Genomic DNA, 16,325 nt, shown 5'->3' with positions numbered 1-16,325 from the left:
GTAACATTACCTACTTAACCAATATTCATTCAACACAATCCGCGGATTGTTGGCCCGTGCCACCGGATCAATCGGCCAGGTCCACGCCCGGCGGTTGTATTGGTCGGAGTTCAGCGGATTGCGGGCAAATGTGGGGTTCATGATGCGCTGCGTGCGCACCAAATCAAAATACCTATGCCCCTCGCCGAATAATTCTCGGCACCGCTCCCAGAAGATAAAATCCTTCAACATCGCGCCGCCGGTACCCGTATAGGGCGTCGCTTCCGCACGGTCGCGGATCAGGTTGAGTGACGCAATGGCCTCGGTATCGCGGGATAATTCGGCCAACGCTTCCGCATGCAGCAGGATGGCATCGGCATAGCGGAAAATCATAAAGGTATTGTCCGGATTGCGGTCTTCGTTGCCCGACGCGTATACGTTAAATCCGAATTTCACGGCGGTGAACTGCCCGCTGTTGGAGAGCATGTCGGTAAACCAGAAATCGCGCCGCTTATCGGCTACCCCTGCAGGGTACAGCTTGGCCATGTAGGTGTCGATGAAATAGCAATGGCTGATCTGGTTATTGTAGCGTGGGAATTTATAGGGCCACCGCAGGAAATGATCGCCAAAAGGTGACAACGGTACGTTTTCATCCTGGTAGTTAATGCTTCGGTAAAACTCGAAGAGGCTTTCGTCCGAACGGCCCTTCATCACGGTAGCCCATCCTTCTTCCGTAAGGGGATAGAGGCGGTAGGCATTGCTTTCAATCAGCTCCGTACCCAGGGCGGCTGCCTCCTCGTAATAGCGCTGCCGGTTGTTGCGGTCAAAGCCGGCGTTCCACATGTTCATGTGCATGAGCAGGGCAATGATACTGCCACGCGAGGCACGCGCACCTTTCAGGGCAGGATCTGAATACGTCCAGGGGATGTTGTCCTTATGCGGGCGCAGGTCGTCCAGGCATTTGTTCATCACTGAAACCATCGGCTCCCGCGGCAACGCCTCTTCCTGATAGGGTTCGGTGTAGTATACGACATCGCCATACAGGCGGACCATCCAGAAGTACGTAAAACACCGGATAAACGTGGCCTCCGCCAGGTACCGCTTTTTTTCGGTGTCGCTCAGGCCGGGGATGCCTTCGTTGAGCTTGTCGATGAGGATGTTGGCGGTCTGGATTACCTGGTAGTACCGCGTCCAGTTCGTAACCCGTTCGTAGTGATACCACTCCCAGGGTTGCGTGGGATCCATGGCGGTGAGCAGGTCATTCCGTCCCAGCACTTCCACCACGCGTCGGGAGGAGTAACTGTTGCCATTGGGCGAGGCAAAGACTTCGCCCGAACGTACTTCGCCGATCCCGCCGATGATCCAGCCTTCATTGAGTTTATCGAAGAACATGCTGTACATGTTGGCAATGTTGGTTTCCACATCGGCTACCGATTGGTAGAAGTTATTGCCCGTGAGGCGGTCCAGGGGTTCTACCGTCAGGAATTCTTTGCACGAATACGAGGCGAATAATAGGACCAAAATAGCTATTCTTTTTTTCATGATCTCCTGCTCGTTAAAATCCAAGATTAAAACCGATGTTGTAGGTGCGCGGTACGGGATAGCCTTCCGAGACATCGCGACCCATGGTGGTCACGTTTTCGGGGTTGGGGCCTGAATAGCGGGAAAATGTATGGAGGTTTTCGCCGGACAGGTAGACCCGCAGGTTATCGATCCCAAAGCGCTGGATGAAATCGCGCTCAAACATATAGGACAGCACCAGGCTGTTGATTTTGAAATAGGTGCCGTCCTCCGCCCAGAGTGTCTGGTCGAACCGGAAGGGCAGGATGGTGCCGAAGCGACGGTAGTCGTAGGCATAGGGATATTGGGCCCTGTCGCCCGGCTGCTGCCACATGTTGATGTCGTCCAGCGGTACCACCGCGTTATTAGCAAAAGGGTCCCGCATCAGTCCCATCCGCTGGGCCAATGCATTGTTCAGGATCGTCCGTTTTCCGGTAAATGATCCGTTGATGTTAAGTCCGAAGTTTTTGTAGGTAAGCATCGCCGATAAACCACCCGTGAAAATCGGCTGCGAATTGCCGGTTCGGCGGTAGTCGTAGCCGTCGAGGATGTAGTCGCCGTTCAGATCGCGCAGAATGGGATCCCCGCCCTGGAAAAACTGGCCGTTGGTTTGGTACCGGAGCCCCGTAACCGGATCTACCGGCACGTCCTGATCGGTCGAGTACACGCCGTCGTTGATACGTAGGTAGTTGGCCAGCGACGCGCCGCCCACGCGGAGAATGACGTGCTGCAAGTGCTGGTTCGCGTCGAATTCCCAGCGGATAAATTGCCCATCGAAGCCGTCCGGCAAGCTGAGCAGCACGTCGTGGTTGATGGCGCCGTTGACGGAGAACGACAGACTGAAATCGCTGTTGATCGGCAGCGGCCGGATCATCAGGAACAGCTCATGGCCGTAGTTCACGATGCCGGCACCGTTGCTGAACAATTTGTTGAATCCGGTGATGTTGGAAAGGGGTTGTTCGAACAGCTCGTTTTCAACTTTCTTGTAATAAGTGTCGTAGATCACTTCCAGACGGTTGTTGAAAAGGGAGAAATCGAACCCCAGGTTGTATTGCGTATTGGTCTTGGGCATCAGGTTCGGGTTGGGAATCTGGTCGAAATCGAGACCGATACCCTGCTGCCCGTTGTAGTTGCCGGTGATGTTGAATTTTCCGTAGATCCGCTCCAGCGTGCCGGTGGGGATGATGTTAACTCCCCAGCTTAAGCGCAGTGCCCCGTAGTCCAGCCAATCGAGGCCGGCTAGAAAGGGCTCTTTGTCAAAATTCCAGCGGAATCCGATGGCCGGATTGCGAGCGTACAGGTTCTCGAACCCGTTGGCCGAGGAGCCGTCCAAACGGTAGGAGAGATCGAGGACGTACCGTTTGTCAAAGTCGTAAGAAGCGGCAAACGCAAAAGATGCGGCCCGCTCATCGGCATAGTCATCCAGCAATCCGCCGCCGCGGGAAAAGTACCCGTCAAAGCCGATCGGCCCCTGTAATTGGTCGTTCGGACTGCGTTCCTGCCGCGTAACGGAGCTCTGACGGCCCGCGATGCGGAACTCGTTGAAGAAATTGACGAACAGGTTGTGCCGCTCGCCGAAGGTCCGTGAATAGTTGAGACTGTTCCGGTTGTAGAGCTGCGTCGTCCGGCCGTTGTACGAATAGACCCGCGCAAACTGGTTGTTGGCAACGGCGGGCGTGAAGGTGTCTTCGGTTTTCGACTCGAATTCATAGCTGACATTCGTGCTGGCGCGGAGCCCCTGGATGAATTCGTAGCTGGCCTCCAGGTTCGACCGGATCAACCGGGTCGCGTTGTCGTTGTCGGTGTTCAACGCGGAGGCGTGGCTGCCACCGGCCTGGTAGAAGGATGGAGGCGGAAGCAGGGTGGAGGACAACCCGTTTTCGGCAATCCCGGTCTGCAGCATCCCGATGCCGTCGCCCACGCTCTGCTGCCCCAGTTGGCCGGTTACCGAGCCGATAATCTGAAAGCGGCGGTCGGCGGGCTGGTATTCCATGCGCAGGTTGGCGTTATAGCGCTGGAAGCCCGTATTGCGGATGATGCCCTGATCGGAAAAATAACCCAGGTTGGCCTTGTAGTTGAACAGCTGATCACCGCCGTCGATCGCCAGGTTATGGCTCTGGTTGTAGATGGTGCGGTAGTAGTAATCCTGCCAGTTGGTCGAGTTGTTCCAGTACGCGTTGAGGCTGTCGGAGAGCATTCCCGATTGAGACACGAGCCACAAATCCCAAAAGTCCTGCGCATTTTCATAGATCTGCCTCAGTTTGAGCTGCCGCTCCAGGTTCCCGCCCAAGGTTTCGCGCAGCTTGGGCGGTGTTTTTACGAAGGAATTGTGGGTGTACCGCACGCGGGGGATGGGTGAGTTGCCCCGTTTGGTGGTGATGATGATCACCCCGTAGGCGGCCATGGAGCCGTACAGCGACGTCGCCTGGGCGTCTTTCAGGATTTCAATGCTGGCGATGTCTTCCTGCGGGATGAGGGAGAGCGGACTGATACCGGGTCCTTGTTGCTGGAACCCGTACTCCGTGGCGCGGTCAGCGTCCATCGGTACCCCGTCGATGACATAGAGCGGTGAGGTGGGCTGCAGAAACGACTGGTTGCCACTGCCCGTCATGGAGATGGTCGAAAGGCCCCGTATCTGGGTAGAGCCCCGGAAGCCGGGAGCGCCGGTGTTTAACTGGATGTTCATACCCGGCACCCGGCCCTGGAGGAGCTGCTCCACATTGGCGACGGGAATGTCCTGCACCTGCTCGCCGCTGATGGCGAACGACGAACCTGTGCTTAACTCTTTGGAACGCTTCTGGTAGCCGCGGATCACCACCTCTTCCAGCGCATTTGCGTCCGGCGCCAGCTGGATGCGGAGGCTCTCGCGGTCGGCGCCGACCTTTCGCGACTGCTCCTGATAGCCGATAATCCGGAACACCAATGTAGAGCCGGGGGGAACCGAAAAGCGGAAGTTCCCGTTTTCGTCGGTGGTACCCAAGGCGCGCAACGGGCGTCCCACGAACACGGTGACGCCGGCAAACGGCTGGCGGTTTTCATCGACGACATTCCCCGCCACGGTTACGTTGGCCTGCCCGTAGGCACCCACGGTGGCCAGTAACCCGATAACTATCCCGATCAATCGTACAGACTTCATACTGAAGAAATTGATGTGTAACTTATTCATCTTCAAACTTTGGTAGTTCGTTTCTAAAATGGAATATGATTTCCCAGTTGCCCGCTCGGTAAATGTTGAAGTCCAGTCCGAACGATGCATATTCCCGCACGCCGCCGAATCCCCGGCGGGAGTATTCGATATCAATGCTGGCACTGCTTCCGTTTCCGTTGGTGTACGGGGTGGCGACATTGACCAGGGGAATGGGATAGGCTACGTCGTATTGGACGTACTCGGCCGTTTTGACGATGTTGAAACCGTGGATCAGCTGGTTCCACTTCGTTTCGTTGAACTCGTCGGGATTCATAAATGTACCGTCGGGGCGCATGAACTTCAGGCGGAGGTTATGGCCGTTGCCGCCTTCAAACGGACGGATGTAAACCACGACGTCCTTGACGTTGTCATTGCTCTGCAGCGGTTTATTGGAATTGGCGCCGATGACCTTGTCCAATCGCGGACGGATGTAGTCTTGCTTGTCCGGATTGGCTGGATCCACCGGATCGGGGGCCGGTTCACCGGTATACGGATTGGTATCCGTGTACGGGTAATAGGGCTGCTCCCGCCAGGGGATGAGCTGAAAGTCCCGTAAGTAAACGGTTCCGCCGGAGTTGGATACCTTCAGGTCGAAAAAGCGGATATCCTGCACGAGGTTGCTGCTGTCCGTCGGGCGGGGCTCGATGAGGTCGTTGGTGGACGAACCCCAGAGAATGAACTGTCCCGACTCGCGGACTTCAAACAAGGGGCGGTCTTCCAGGCGACGCTTGGCTTCGATTTCTTCCAGCGATTTTTCATAGCCATCGTACGCGTCGATCCACACGTAGGTGGGCCGCACCTGGAACAGGTCGGTAACCGGCCGGCCGTCGCCATACCGGGCATTGACAATTTCGAAGGTCAGCGGCAGCGACGAGTCGTCGGAGTTGAAAATCCCCATCAGGTTGGTCCGCCCGATAACGGGCTCCAGCAGTTGTGTGCCGTAATTGATGTTTTTGCTCAGGTATTCCCGTTCTTCGGGCAAATCCAGTACGTCCTTACAGCCGCCCGCAAGCGAGGCTGCCAGGATGCAGGGGATGACGATATGGAATGGGTATCTTCTCATGGTCTTGTTCGTTTAATTCTCCTCACTATCGGGTGCGTTCATCGTCCAGTCGGCGATCTGGAAATCACTGCCGCTGCGTATGCGGGTTACGTTGAGCCGGTAGAACTTATACGCCACTTCGTTGCGGATGCGGAATACCTTCAGCTGGAACCGCTCCTCGAAGATCTGCCCGGATTTCGAATCAAGGGTAGTCCAATTCTCGCCGTCTTGTGAGCCCTGCACGTTCCAGTCGATCGGGTCGCGCTGCGGCAGGTCGTTCGCCGACGTGAGGGTGTAGGCCCCGGCAACCGCAGGTTCCTCCAGTTCAAATTGCAGCCAAACGCCGTTGAAGTTGTTGAGGAAGAACTTGGTTTCCCGGTTTCCGTCAAAGGCGAATTCCGCAGCTTCGATGGCGGTCGGACCGCCGGGATTTTCGCGCGAGGTTTTCCATTCGCCGCCGATCAGCTTAAACAGGTTGGGTGGTGGCGGGACGTAGGTAAGCCGGCTGATGAAATCACCGAAACCGAATACATGATCGCTATTGACGACGTGTACAAACCCGTTGTCGGTTTGGATGTTGATCGACCCGGTGTGGGTCGTGATCCAGTTGCGCCGGAACTGACTGCGCTTGGTGTCGCTGAATTCAATGGTCGAAGGTCCGCCATCGCGGAATCCGGTAGAGGTGGTGTGCGCCAGCTTGGCGTGCATGGGGTAGTTGTAGCGGATGGCCGTCAGGCTGATGCCGTCTTGCAACCGCATCGAATCCGTTGGGTACTTGCCGCGGATTATGTATTGGGTCAGCATCGTATCCAAGTGTTCGTAATCGACGGTTGACAGGTATTCCGATGGCTTATCGGCCAAAAAGCGGACGTTGTTCAGGTTTGCGATCGCCAGCTGAAAGCTTTCGTTGGTCAGCGCAAACAACGTGATGTCGCTGTCGCGGAGCGTCTCTGCCAGTTCCAGTCGGTCGATCACGCTGAGCAGCGAGTCGTACACGCCCGGTTGGCTTTTCAGGTAGGCATAGGTGTCTCCCACGAACTGTTTGTCAATGGGTTCCGGATTGTAGTAACCGCCATCTTTGGCACAGGAGGTTACCAACAATCCCAGGAGCAGCCAATAGCAAAAATTGATCAGTTTCTTCATGGTTACGGGGTTATTGCCAGTATTCGTTTTGAGTCAATAGGTTATTCTGATCCAGCAGGGTCTGGGCAATGGGCCAGTAGATGCCTTGTTGGGTAATCAACCGGCTGATCACCGGATGGCCGGGCCGGATGCGGTTGTAGCGTACCAGGTCATACCAACGGTGGCCTTCGCCCATCAATTCGCGCTGGCGTTCCAGAAAGATGGCGTTGAGCAGGTCGCCGTTGACTTCCTCGTTGTACGGGTCCAGTCCGCGCCGTGTGCGGATTGCATCGAGGTTCTCGATGGCACCCGAGCGCTCACCCAATACGGCCAGCGCTTCGGCGCGCAGCAGCGTGACGTCTTCCAGCCGCGTGAATACGATGGCGCTAGTGAAAATCCGGAACGAGGGGTCGTTTACCCCGCCCATGATGCATTTGATTTTGCTGAAAATCGGGTACCGGCCGTTATAGTTGGAAAAATACCGCTCGGATACGGGGGTGCCCAAGGTGTCCAGACTGAAGCGCTCGTCGCCGCCTTCGTTGAAGATGTTGATGATCGAATCCTTCGGCAGGTAGATGTCGGGGATGCGCTTGTTGACCACCGGTTCGGCCAGTGTCAGTTCTTCGATATGGCCCGTAAAAGAGGCATCGACATGGCCCCAGTCAAAAGCAAAGCCGAATAGCTGATTGGTATTCTTATTGAAGAAAAACCCGTTTGCCCCGGTGAGGTGGTCGGTAGAGATGTAACCGTTTGAAGCGCGTTGGTAATTGTCGATCACAAACTTGCTGTAATTGGCTACGGAGGGATAGTCCCCCTGCCAGGCCGCCAGGTGCGCAAGTACGGCATATGCCGTTAACTTGCGCGCTAACGCACCATCCCAACGACCTGTTGTTTCGTTATAGTAATTGCCCTGCTGCTGTTCGTCGTTTGCACTGTAACGATAGGGGAGGTCGGCCGCCGCAGCCAGCATTTCCTGCTCCGCCCAGGCCAGCACCCGGTCCTGGTTTTCACGGGGTTTGTTTTCAAAATTCCCATCGTGCGAGGAGACGATCAGCGGTACATCTCCCCAGTTCCTGACCATGTAAAAATAGGCGAAGGCACGCAGGAACCGGACTTGGGCAATGTCTACGACCATGTTGTTTTCCGTATACCGGAGGTCTTTTTCGTGCACCTCATGCACGCGCTCCAGGAAGATGTTGGCCGAATTGATCACCGCATACCAACGCCGCCAGTTCGAGAGGGCTTCCAGCGATGGATACGAGGCAGTGAGGTCATTGCTGATGATGGCGCGGAGATCTTGTCTCGAGGGACTGGTAAATTCGCCCGCGCGGACGTCGCCATAAAGCCAGTGGGCGTTGTAATCGGCCAGCGCCGCACGTACCAGGCCGTAGGTTCCCATTACCGCGGCACGGGTGTCTTCCAGCGAATTCCACATGTTTTCTTCGCCCACCACGCGCGACGAATCGATGTCAAGCATTTTTTTGCACCCACCCGTCATCCACAGTAGGATGGCCACAGCGCCCCAGGTGATCAGCCGTAGGCTCGGTAAGTTGCGATTTGTCGGTTTACTCATGATGTATCTTTGTGCTTTCTGTGGTTTACAAATTCATTCGGATGCCCAACGTATACGTACGGGGGATGGGCAATCCATATCCCGTGTCGTATCCCATAAAATCAACCAGCTCCGGATCGCGCCCCGTATAGGGGGAGAGCGTAAATAGGTTGTGGCCCGTGCAATAGACAAAAAGCCGATCCAGCGTGCCCATCCGCTTGCTCAGCAGCTCGGTCAGGTCATAGCCCAACGACAGCGTGCGGAGTTTGAGGAACGAGCCGTTTTCCAGGAACAGATCCTGCTCCATGCGATAGGGAATGACGTTGCTCCAGGGATTGTAAATGGGATACTTGCTGTAATCGCCGTGTTTCTCCCAGAAGGTGATTTCCTTCACTGCATTGATTTCTATGGCTCCTTCCCGGTTAACGAAATCAAACCGGTTGGCCATGTCGGCATTCAGCACGTTGCGGCCCAGGTTGAAATAGAAATTTGCATCCAGCGACCACTTGCCGTACCGGAACTGGTTCGTAAAGCCGCCGGATACTTTCGGGAAGATGGATCCCATAAGCATCCGGTCGTTGTTGTCAATCAGGTTATCGCCGTTGGTGTCCACCCATTTCGGGTCGCCGGCGCGCAGCGGTATGCCGTTGTACCGCAGCGGTTGCCCGTTGGTTACCGGCACTTCGGCATCCGACAAATAGATGCCTTCGTTTTGCAGCAACCAGAACCGGTCAATCCGCTCGCCGACGCGGAACAGGCGGTTGTTTATGACTAGCTCATCGCGGCCGCCCGGCAATGCAGTAAGTTTGTTCTGGTTGTAGTTGATATTAAGGGACGGTGTCCACGAAAAATTCCCGGCCCCACGGAAGGCATCGACCCGCATCAGCAGTTCCACGCCGGTATTGTTGACGTCCATGCCGGCTTCGTACGACTGGCGATAGCCAAATTCGGCATAGGAAGGAATTCCCAGAAGCTGGTTCCGGTCGTACTTGGTGTACCAATCCAGGTTGATCTGGATGCGCTCATCGGCCAAGCCCAGATCCACGCCGATATTCAACTGATCGGTGTAGGCCCAGGGGATGCCGTACCCCGACCAGCCGAATTCATAAGGCCGGGTCAGCACGCCCATGCCGTTGTAGCCGGGGGTAATGAGGTTTCCGGTATACCCGACCTGCGTGGAGTAGGACGGTCCCTGTGAGAAATTGTCAAACGCATTCAGGCGGCCGATGCGGCCGGCGCTGGCGCGCAGGTTGAATGTCGAAAACGGCGTACCTTCCGTCAACAGGTCGTTCCGGATGTTCCATCCCACCGACAGTACCGGGGTAAACAGCCACCGGCTGGTAGGCTGGGCATTCGACGAGCCATCAGACCGCAGCAACAGGGAAACGGTGTACCGGTTGTCGAAGTTGTAAGATCCGCGGCCATAGAAAGACACCAGGTTCTGCTTGGTGTAATCGAGAAATTTAAAGACCAGTTGCCGGGGAAACGCCGTGGGGTTGAGGTAGTCGCCGTTGTTCGGGTCCGACTGAAGCAAGTTGATTTTGATGAAATCGTTGATGCCTTTATAGGCATATGCGTAGTTGTATTTGAACGCATCCCATTGCAGCACGCCGCCGCCTTCAACGAACAGCGTATGCCTATCACCCGTTTTGACGTCGTATGTGACGTGATTGTCGAAAATCAGCCGTTGGTTGTAACCGTAGTAGTTGGACGCGAAACTGTTTTCTTCCATCAGGGTACGCGGATAAAAGAGGTCACGGTACCCTTCGTTGTAGTCGACCGCCAGTCGGGATGCAATTTTAACCCGATTCAGGTCAAACACCAGTTTGGCATGCCCCTCCACGATGTTGGTCGCGTTGTTATCAAAACTGTTGTCAAACTGGGCGAGATACTGCCGGTAGATCTCATCATTCGGAGATAGGGGCGAGGAAGGGTCGGGGATATAGGAAGCCGTGGCAAAGCGGTCGCGCAACGACCGGTTGCGGTCACGTTGCACGCGGTTGCCATTGATCATGGCCGAAAACAACAGCCACTTCATGGGTTTCATGTTGATGTTGAACAGGGCGTTGTATCGCTTCAAACCGGTTTCATCGGCCACGCCCTGGTTCCGTAGATGTCCCGCAGCGAAGCGGAAATTCGCACGTTCGCTTCCGCCCGATATATCGGCATTGGCGGAGTACAGCAGGCCGGTTTGGTAATAGCTGTCCGTCCAGTTGGATGGACCGTAATACGAGGCGTTCAACGAGTCACTCAGGTAAAGCGGATAGCTGTCGTCCGCCGAATACCGCCCCGTGGCGGTGTAGCGATCGTAAAACTGCTTGCGGAATGCATTTTCATACGCGCCGTTGATGGTGGTCACCGTAGGCCGCTGGGCCGCACCTGCGTATACGTTGAAGCTGATTTTACGCTCGGTGCCGGGTTGTTTGGTGGTGATGGCGATCACGCCGTTGGCACCCAACGGTCCGTAAACCGCTATACTTGCCAGATCCTTCAACACCGCTACCGACTCGATGTTGTTCATGTCGATGTTACTCAAGAGATTGGTGGCCGGGCCGATGCGGTTGAATTGGTATTGCTGGATGTCGAACGCAAAGGGGTGCTCGCCAATGAGCGGAATGCCATCCACAACCACCAAGGGCTGTGATTGATAGACTTCTTTGTTGGAAAGGATCGGCATCGGGAGGCCGCGGATGTACATCGGCTGTACACTTCCCGGTTCTCCGGTATTTTCCTGCACATACAGTCCCGCAACCTGATCTTTCAGGTACTGTTGCAGGGAAACTGCGGGAAAGCGGGCGATGTCATCAGGTGCCGCACTCATGAACCGCGCACTCAGGTCTGTGAAAACGGAATCCCGCCGACCGATTGCCAGTTCCCTGACCAACGTGGTGTCGCTACGGAGACTGTCTTGGGCCGCTCCCGTGGTATCCACAGTGGACTGGTACGCCCCGCCGGAAAAGTTCCGGGCAGCATATGCGGGATACGTTAGGTATAGCAGCGCACAACCCGTTAGAATTATTGTGATACGCATATAAATTGGTTTTTCAGACAATTATTATCTTTTAAGTTAATAAAAGGCATGCGAGTTCCTTGCCACCAGAAGTAGCAGTGCATAAAAGTTTACAAAAGCTTACAAAAAGTCACCGGACGCCCCGCAACGAAGGCAGCCAATAGATCCATACACGGTCGGCAACACGGAACGTGAGGTACCGCATACAAATCGAATGTCCGTCCTGATTAACTAAATTAGGTGATGAATGTAAATAAGATTCTCATATGTCATAATTAAAAGAGTTTATTAATTAGGCAGTTTATCCCTTTCTTTCGTAATTAATTTGGTCAACGGCATCGCTGACGATGCTTGTTTACTTGGTTTGTTACGGCTAAGTTACAAACAAAAATCGTTTTAGCAATTTTTTTTGAAATTTTTTTTTCGCGGAAAAATCGGAGCGCTTGTATTGTTAAAATTTTGTAATTAATCGCAGAAAAATCGGGATTTTCTGATTTCTGTCACTAATTTTGCGGCAATTTTAACAGAATGGGTAAAAGAAGCAAAAAAACCGCCGACGAGGTGGATGTCATTCTTATCGGCGCGGGCATCATGAGTGCTACCTTAGGCACCTTAATCAACGAACTGCATCCCCGTGCAAGCATCGAAATTTTCGAACGTCTGGACGAGGTTGCGGCCGAGAGTTCCGATGCATGGAACAACGCTGGGACAGGGCATTCGGCGTTATGTGAACTGAACTATACGCCCCAGCGTCCCGATGGCTCGGTGGACATCGCAAAGGCCATCAAGATTGCGGAGTCGTTTGAGCAGTCGAAGGAATTTTGGTCATACCTGGTGGTCAACGGACTGGTAGACCGTCCGGAGAGCTTTATCCGGAGTATTCCGCATATGAGTTTTGTGTTCGGGAAGGAGAACGTAGCGTTTCTTAAAAGACGCTACGAGACGATGAAAGAACACCATCTTTTCAAAGGTATGGAGTACACGGAGGACCATTCCGTGCTGCGGGAATGGATTCCCTTGATGATGGAAGGCCGGAACAAAAAGGAACTGCTGGCGGCGACAAAGATCGACATCGGTACCGACGTTAATTTCGGCGCGTTGACAAGGGCCTTGTTTCGCCATCTGATGGAGAAAGAGGGCGTGAAGCTCCGGCTGGCACACGAAGTGCGCGACATCGAGCGGGCAGCCGACGGGCGCTGGGAGGTAACGGTGAAGAACCTGACCACCGACAAAAAGCGTACGGTGTCTGCTAAATTCGTGTTTATCGGTGCGGGCGGTGGATCCCTGCTGCTGCTCGAGAAATCGGGGATACCCGAGGCCAAGGGATTCGGCGGATTCCCGGTCAGCGGACAATGGCTGAAATGCACCAACCCGGCTGTCATCGAGCAACACCACGCAAAAGTATACGGAAAGGCCGCGGTCGGATCGCCACCCATGTCTGTACCCCACCTGGATACCCGTGTCATCGACGGCAAGCTGGCGCTGTTGTTTGGCCCTTATGCGGGTTTCTCGACGAAATTTCTCAAAAATGGTTCCTGGCTCGACCTGCCGGCTTCCATTAAACTCAATAACATCCGTCCCATGCTGGCCGCCGGAATGGACAACATTCCGCTGACCAAATACCTGATCAACCAGGTACGCCAAAGCCCGGAAGACCGGCTGGAAGCCTTGCGGGAATACGTTCCCACTGCCCGTATGGAAGATTGGGAGCTTGAAGTTGCCGGGCAACGGGTACAGGTTATCAAAAAGGACGAAAAGCATGGCGGCATATTGGAGTTCGGTACGGAAGTGGTGAGCAGCGCCGATGGTTCCATCGCGGCATTGCTGGGCGCATCGCCCGGTGCATCCACCTCGGTCTCCATCATGATCGACCTGCTGGCCCGCTGTTTTCCGGAACGGGCGAAGACCCGGCAGTACCTCGATAAGCTGCAGGCTATGGTGCCTTCGTTCAACCATTCCATTGCGGCCGATGAGCAACTGTGCCGGGAAACGCGTGAACGTTCGGCAGCAATCCTGAAACTCGAGCCAACACTCGCGTCCGTCTGATGGCGCCGGTAGCACTTACGAGCGACTGGCTTTTCCTGCTTATTCAATGGGTGGGTGTCATTTGCGGCGTAGTGCAGGTGCTGCTCGCAAAAGCCAACCGCGTGCTGCTGTATCCGTTCGGAATTGCCAGTATCCTGATTACCCTCTATGTGCTGTATGATGCGGGCTTGTATGCGGAAATCCTGCTGAACCTGTATTACCTGGCTATGAGTATTTACGGATGGGCACACTGGGCGAAGCGCAGGGGCGAGGCCCCGGTAAAGGCGGGCTACTCAGGCAAAAGGGAATGGATCATCACACTGCTGATCGTCGCCATCGGCTTCCCGTTGTTATATTATGCATTGGTCCATTTCACCGATTCAACGGTGCCGGCGTGGGATGCATGGGTAAGTGCCACGGCGTGGGCCGGCATGTGGCTGTTGGCGCAGCGAAAAATCGAAAATTGGGTTTGGCTCAACATCAGCAATGCGATCGCGATTCCGCTGCTTATCCACAAGGGGCTTCATCTCTATGCCGCGTTAACCTTGTTTTTATTTATTGTGGCCATTTTCGGCTTTATCGAGTGGAGGCGTATCATCCGCCGGGAAGGGGCATCGCTATGATTCCCGCGGAAATCGCCGATCAGCTGCGCGCGTTGTCGGGCCGCGCCGAGTCGGAAGGCCGATTGACGCAGGAGCAGTTGGCCATTCTCTACAATCGTGGCTGGTTCAAGCTCTTTGTACCCCGGGATTTGGGTGGATTGGAATTGACGCTGCCCGATGGGGTTCGTCTGGAAGAGGAACTGGCGGGCATTGACGGAAGCCTTGGATGGACGGTCACGCTTTGTGCCGGGGCTAATTTGTTCGTGGGGTATATGCAACCGTCGGCCGCACAGGCCGTGTTTGCCGATCCGGCCGTCTGCCTGGGAGGAAGCGGACAGGCGTCGGGCACCGCTACGGTAGCGGGGAATGGCTACCGCGTGTCCGGAAGGTGGCGCTATGCTACCGGAGCACCTCACTTGACTCATTTTACGGCCAACTGCTTCGTCGAACGCGATGGCGAGACCTTGTTGGACGAAGCCGGGAATCCTCGGGTGATGTCATTTTTCTTTGCTAAAGACGATGTACGGATTATCGAGGACTGGCCGGCTTTCGGTCTGAAGGCTACGGCAAGCCACTCGTTTGAGGTGTCAGACATTTGGGTGGACGAAACCCATGCGTTTGTCATTGCTCCCGAGCGGGCTACCCTGGCCCAACCGATATACCGGTATCCGTTCCTGCAATTTGCGGAAGCGACACTTGCCGCCAACACGTTGGGCATGGCGCGTCATTTCGTGTCGTGCGCAAAAGGGCTGCTGAAAGATCCGGTGGTTGATTTGGCCGAAACCGTACTGGCGCGGCTTGCGACGGTGAGGGCTTCGTTTTATCAGGCTGTGGACGCGTCGTGGAACGAATTGGCAGATCGGGGGCAGCTATCTCCTTCAATACTTCAGTCGGTGAGCGATCAAAGCCGGATCATGGTGCATGTGTGCCGCGAGCAGGTGATGGCTCTGTATCCCCACGCCGGATTGGCTGCCGCGGATGCTTCCACCGAGATCAACCGGATCTGGCGGGATCTCTTTACCGCCAGTCAACACAGCCTCCTCCGTTAATCTCTTCTCTGCCGCTAATGCTAATCACTTACACAATCTACGGGTTCGTACAGCACCGAAAAGCGACTGGTATCGCGGGTGACCTGCCGGCCGGTAACCGTATCTACGGATAGGGGTTTTTGCGTCAACCTGCCATCCTGCAACGCGAATACTACCCGAAGCGTATCCGGCATGCCCTCCTGGGTGAAACTCCATACCAAGTCAAGTGTGTCGCCCTCCATCTTACCCAGCAACGTGCCCCGTCGGGCGTCCTTTTCAAAAGGAATAACGTTGAAAACGCCCGTAACGGTTTCCTTGCGGATCGCCAATTGGACGTAAGATGAATCCTGCTGTTGGGTTCCCTCGGTGCGCAGAAAACAGTACTTCTGCTCCTGGTCGCTTCGCGTTGGGTTGCCGCCCGTCGAATCTCCGGCAGTTGATTTATCACCGGTTGTGCTGTGTTCGCTCTGTGTACGATTTTGGCAGGAAAATAGCGCTGCTAGGCAACATATACTAAAATAGGTCCGTAGATTCATGCTTGAAGTTCGATGTTCCGTTTAGTAACAACTAAGCCGCCATAATGTTTTTAATTACAGGCGACCGATACAAATATACGGTTTCAGCTTGTTTGTTTCTCGGAGGTATTTTGAACCTGCCGCTCGCAAGCTGGGATCCGCTGCGCTACGCTTGCGTCTCAGCAAGGCTTGCTCGGGGGTATTTTGGACCTGCCGCTCGCAAGCTGGGACCCGCTGCGCTACGCTTGCGTCTCAGCAAGGCTTGCTCGGGGGTATTTTGGACCTGCCGCTCGCAAGCTGGGACCCGCTGCGCTCCGCTTGCGTCTCAGCAAGGCTTGCTCTGCAGCAGGTCCAAAATACTAGATCTACGTCAGAGACACCACCCGGGATACCTTTGGCTACGCAAAAGCAGCCTAGTGACGCGGACCAACGGGAGCGTTACAGCTGAGTTGCGTACCAAAGGTATCCGTACCCAAGTTATCCATCCCAAATACTTCTCCAAAGATACCCTTGCTACGCAAAAGCAGCCTGATGACACGCAGACCAACAAGAGCGTTACAGCGGAGTTGCGTAAAGCTATAGAGATTGCCCATTGAACCCGTATATTTCCTCTAAAATATGGTCTTTCATTGGCAGAGGAGAGACCGATAAATTCCTTTTATATGTAACGCCATCAAATTGCATATAAAAGGTAATTTATCTA

The 16,325-nt window shown here is 54.9% G+C and carries 11 protein-coding genes; 4 read left to right on the top strand and 7 right to left on the bottom strand.

What is annotated here, in order from left to right; translation table 11 throughout:
• Positions 1 to 6: 6 nt before the first annotated feature.
• Genes ACFQRK_RS19965 through ACFQRK_RS19940 form a run of 6 tightly spaced genes read right to left on the bottom strand, consistent with a single transcriptional unit; the run spans position 7 to position 11,473 of the window.
• Positions 7 to 1,521 carry a RagB/SusD family nutrient uptake outer membrane protein gene (locus ACFQRK_RS19965; RefSeq protein ID WP_379009859.1) on the bottom strand — a complete coding sequence of 505 codons (1,515 nt, stop codon included), beginning with the start codon at positions 1,519 to 1,521 and terminating at the stop codon, positions 7 to 9.
• Between the two features lie 13 nt (positions 1,522 to 1,534).
• Positions 1,535 to 4,675, bottom strand: coding sequence for a SusC/RagA family TonB-linked outer membrane protein (locus ACFQRK_RS19960; RefSeq protein WP_379009858.1), 3,141 nt, complete (start codon positions 4,673 to 4,675; stop codon positions 1,535 to 1,537).
• A gap of 22 nt (positions 4,676 to 4,697) precedes the next feature.
• Positions 4,698 to 5,789: a DUF5007 domain-containing protein gene (locus ACFQRK_RS19955; RefSeq protein ID WP_379009857.1), complete on the bottom strand. Its 1,092-nt coding sequence runs from the start codon at positions 5,787 to 5,789 to the stop codon at positions 4,698 to 4,700.
• Positions 5,790 to 5,801: 12 nt separating this feature from the next.
• The gene (locus ACFQRK_RS19950) at positions 5,802 to 6,911 is read right to left on the bottom strand and encodes a discoidin domain-containing protein (protein WP_379009855.1); all 1,110 of its coding nucleotides are present in this window, start codon (positions 6,909 to 6,911) and stop codon (positions 5,802 to 5,804) included.
• 10 nt (positions 6,912 to 6,921) lie between these two features.
• The gene (locus tag ACFQRK_RS19945) at positions 6,922 to 8,463 is read right to left on the bottom strand and encodes a RagB/SusD family nutrient uptake outer membrane protein (protein ID WP_379009854.1); all 1,542 of its coding nucleotides are present in this window, start codon (positions 8,461 to 8,463) and stop codon (positions 6,922 to 6,924) included.
• 25 nt (positions 8,464 to 8,488) lie between these two features.
• Positions 8,489 to 11,473: a SusC/RagA family TonB-linked outer membrane protein gene (locus ACFQRK_RS19940; protein WP_379009852.1), complete on the bottom strand. Its 2,985-nt coding sequence runs from the start codon at positions 11,471 to 11,473 to the stop codon at positions 8,489 to 8,491.
• 507 nt (positions 11,474 to 11,980) lie between these two features.
• On the opposite strand from ACFQRK_RS19940, the gene ACFQRK_RS19935 reads away from it, so the two are divergent.
• Genes ACFQRK_RS19935 through ACFQRK_RS19925 form a run of 3 tightly spaced genes read left to right on the top strand, consistent with a single transcriptional unit; the run spans position 11,981 to position 15,128 of the window.
• Positions 11,981 to 13,498, top strand: a complete 1,518-nt coding sequence (locus ACFQRK_RS19935) for a malate:quinone oxidoreductase (RefSeq protein ID WP_379009851.1) — start codon at positions 11,981 to 11,983, stop codon at positions 13,496 to 13,498.
• Positions 13,498 to 14,100, top strand: a complete 603-nt coding sequence (gene pnuC, locus ACFQRK_RS19930; RefSeq protein WP_379009850.1) for a nicotinamide riboside transporter PnuC — start codon at positions 13,498 to 13,500, stop codon at positions 14,098 to 14,100. Before ACFQRK_RS19935 ends, pnuC begins: the two co-directional genes overlap by 1 nt.
• The gene (locus tag ACFQRK_RS19925; protein ID WP_379009849.1) at positions 14,061 to 15,128 is read left to right on the top strand and encodes an acyl-CoA dehydrogenase; all 1,068 of its coding nucleotides are present in this window, start codon (positions 14,061 to 14,063) and stop codon (positions 15,126 to 15,128) included. The genes pnuC and ACFQRK_RS19925 overlap by 40 nt, the downstream gene beginning before the upstream one ends.
• Positions 15,129 to 15,148: 20 nt before the next feature.
• Here ACFQRK_RS19925 and ACFQRK_RS19920 read toward each other — a convergent pair whose 3' ends face one another.
• Positions 15,149 to 15,643: a hypothetical protein gene (locus ACFQRK_RS19920; RefSeq protein ID WP_379009848.1), complete on the bottom strand. Its 495-nt coding sequence runs from the start codon at positions 15,641 to 15,643 to the stop codon at positions 15,149 to 15,151.
• 395 nt (positions 15,644 to 16,038) lie between these two features.
• Between ACFQRK_RS19920 and ACFQRK_RS19915 the strand changes: the two genes are divergently transcribed.
• Positions 16,039 to 16,218: a hypothetical protein gene (locus tag ACFQRK_RS19915; protein WP_379009847.1), complete on the top strand. Its 180-nt coding sequence runs from the start codon at positions 16,039 to 16,041 to the stop codon at positions 16,216 to 16,218.
• The last annotated feature ends 107 nt before the right edge of the window (positions 16,219 to 16,325 follow it).

The organism is Parapedobacter sp. GCM10030251 (genome assembly GCF_042666505.1).
Classification (GTDB): Bacteria; Bacteroidota; Bacteroidia; order Sphingobacteriales; family Sphingobacteriaceae; genus Parapedobacter.
The sequence above is the reverse complement of the archived record's forward strand: the minus strand, read 5'-3'. Positions and strand labels throughout refer to the sequence as shown.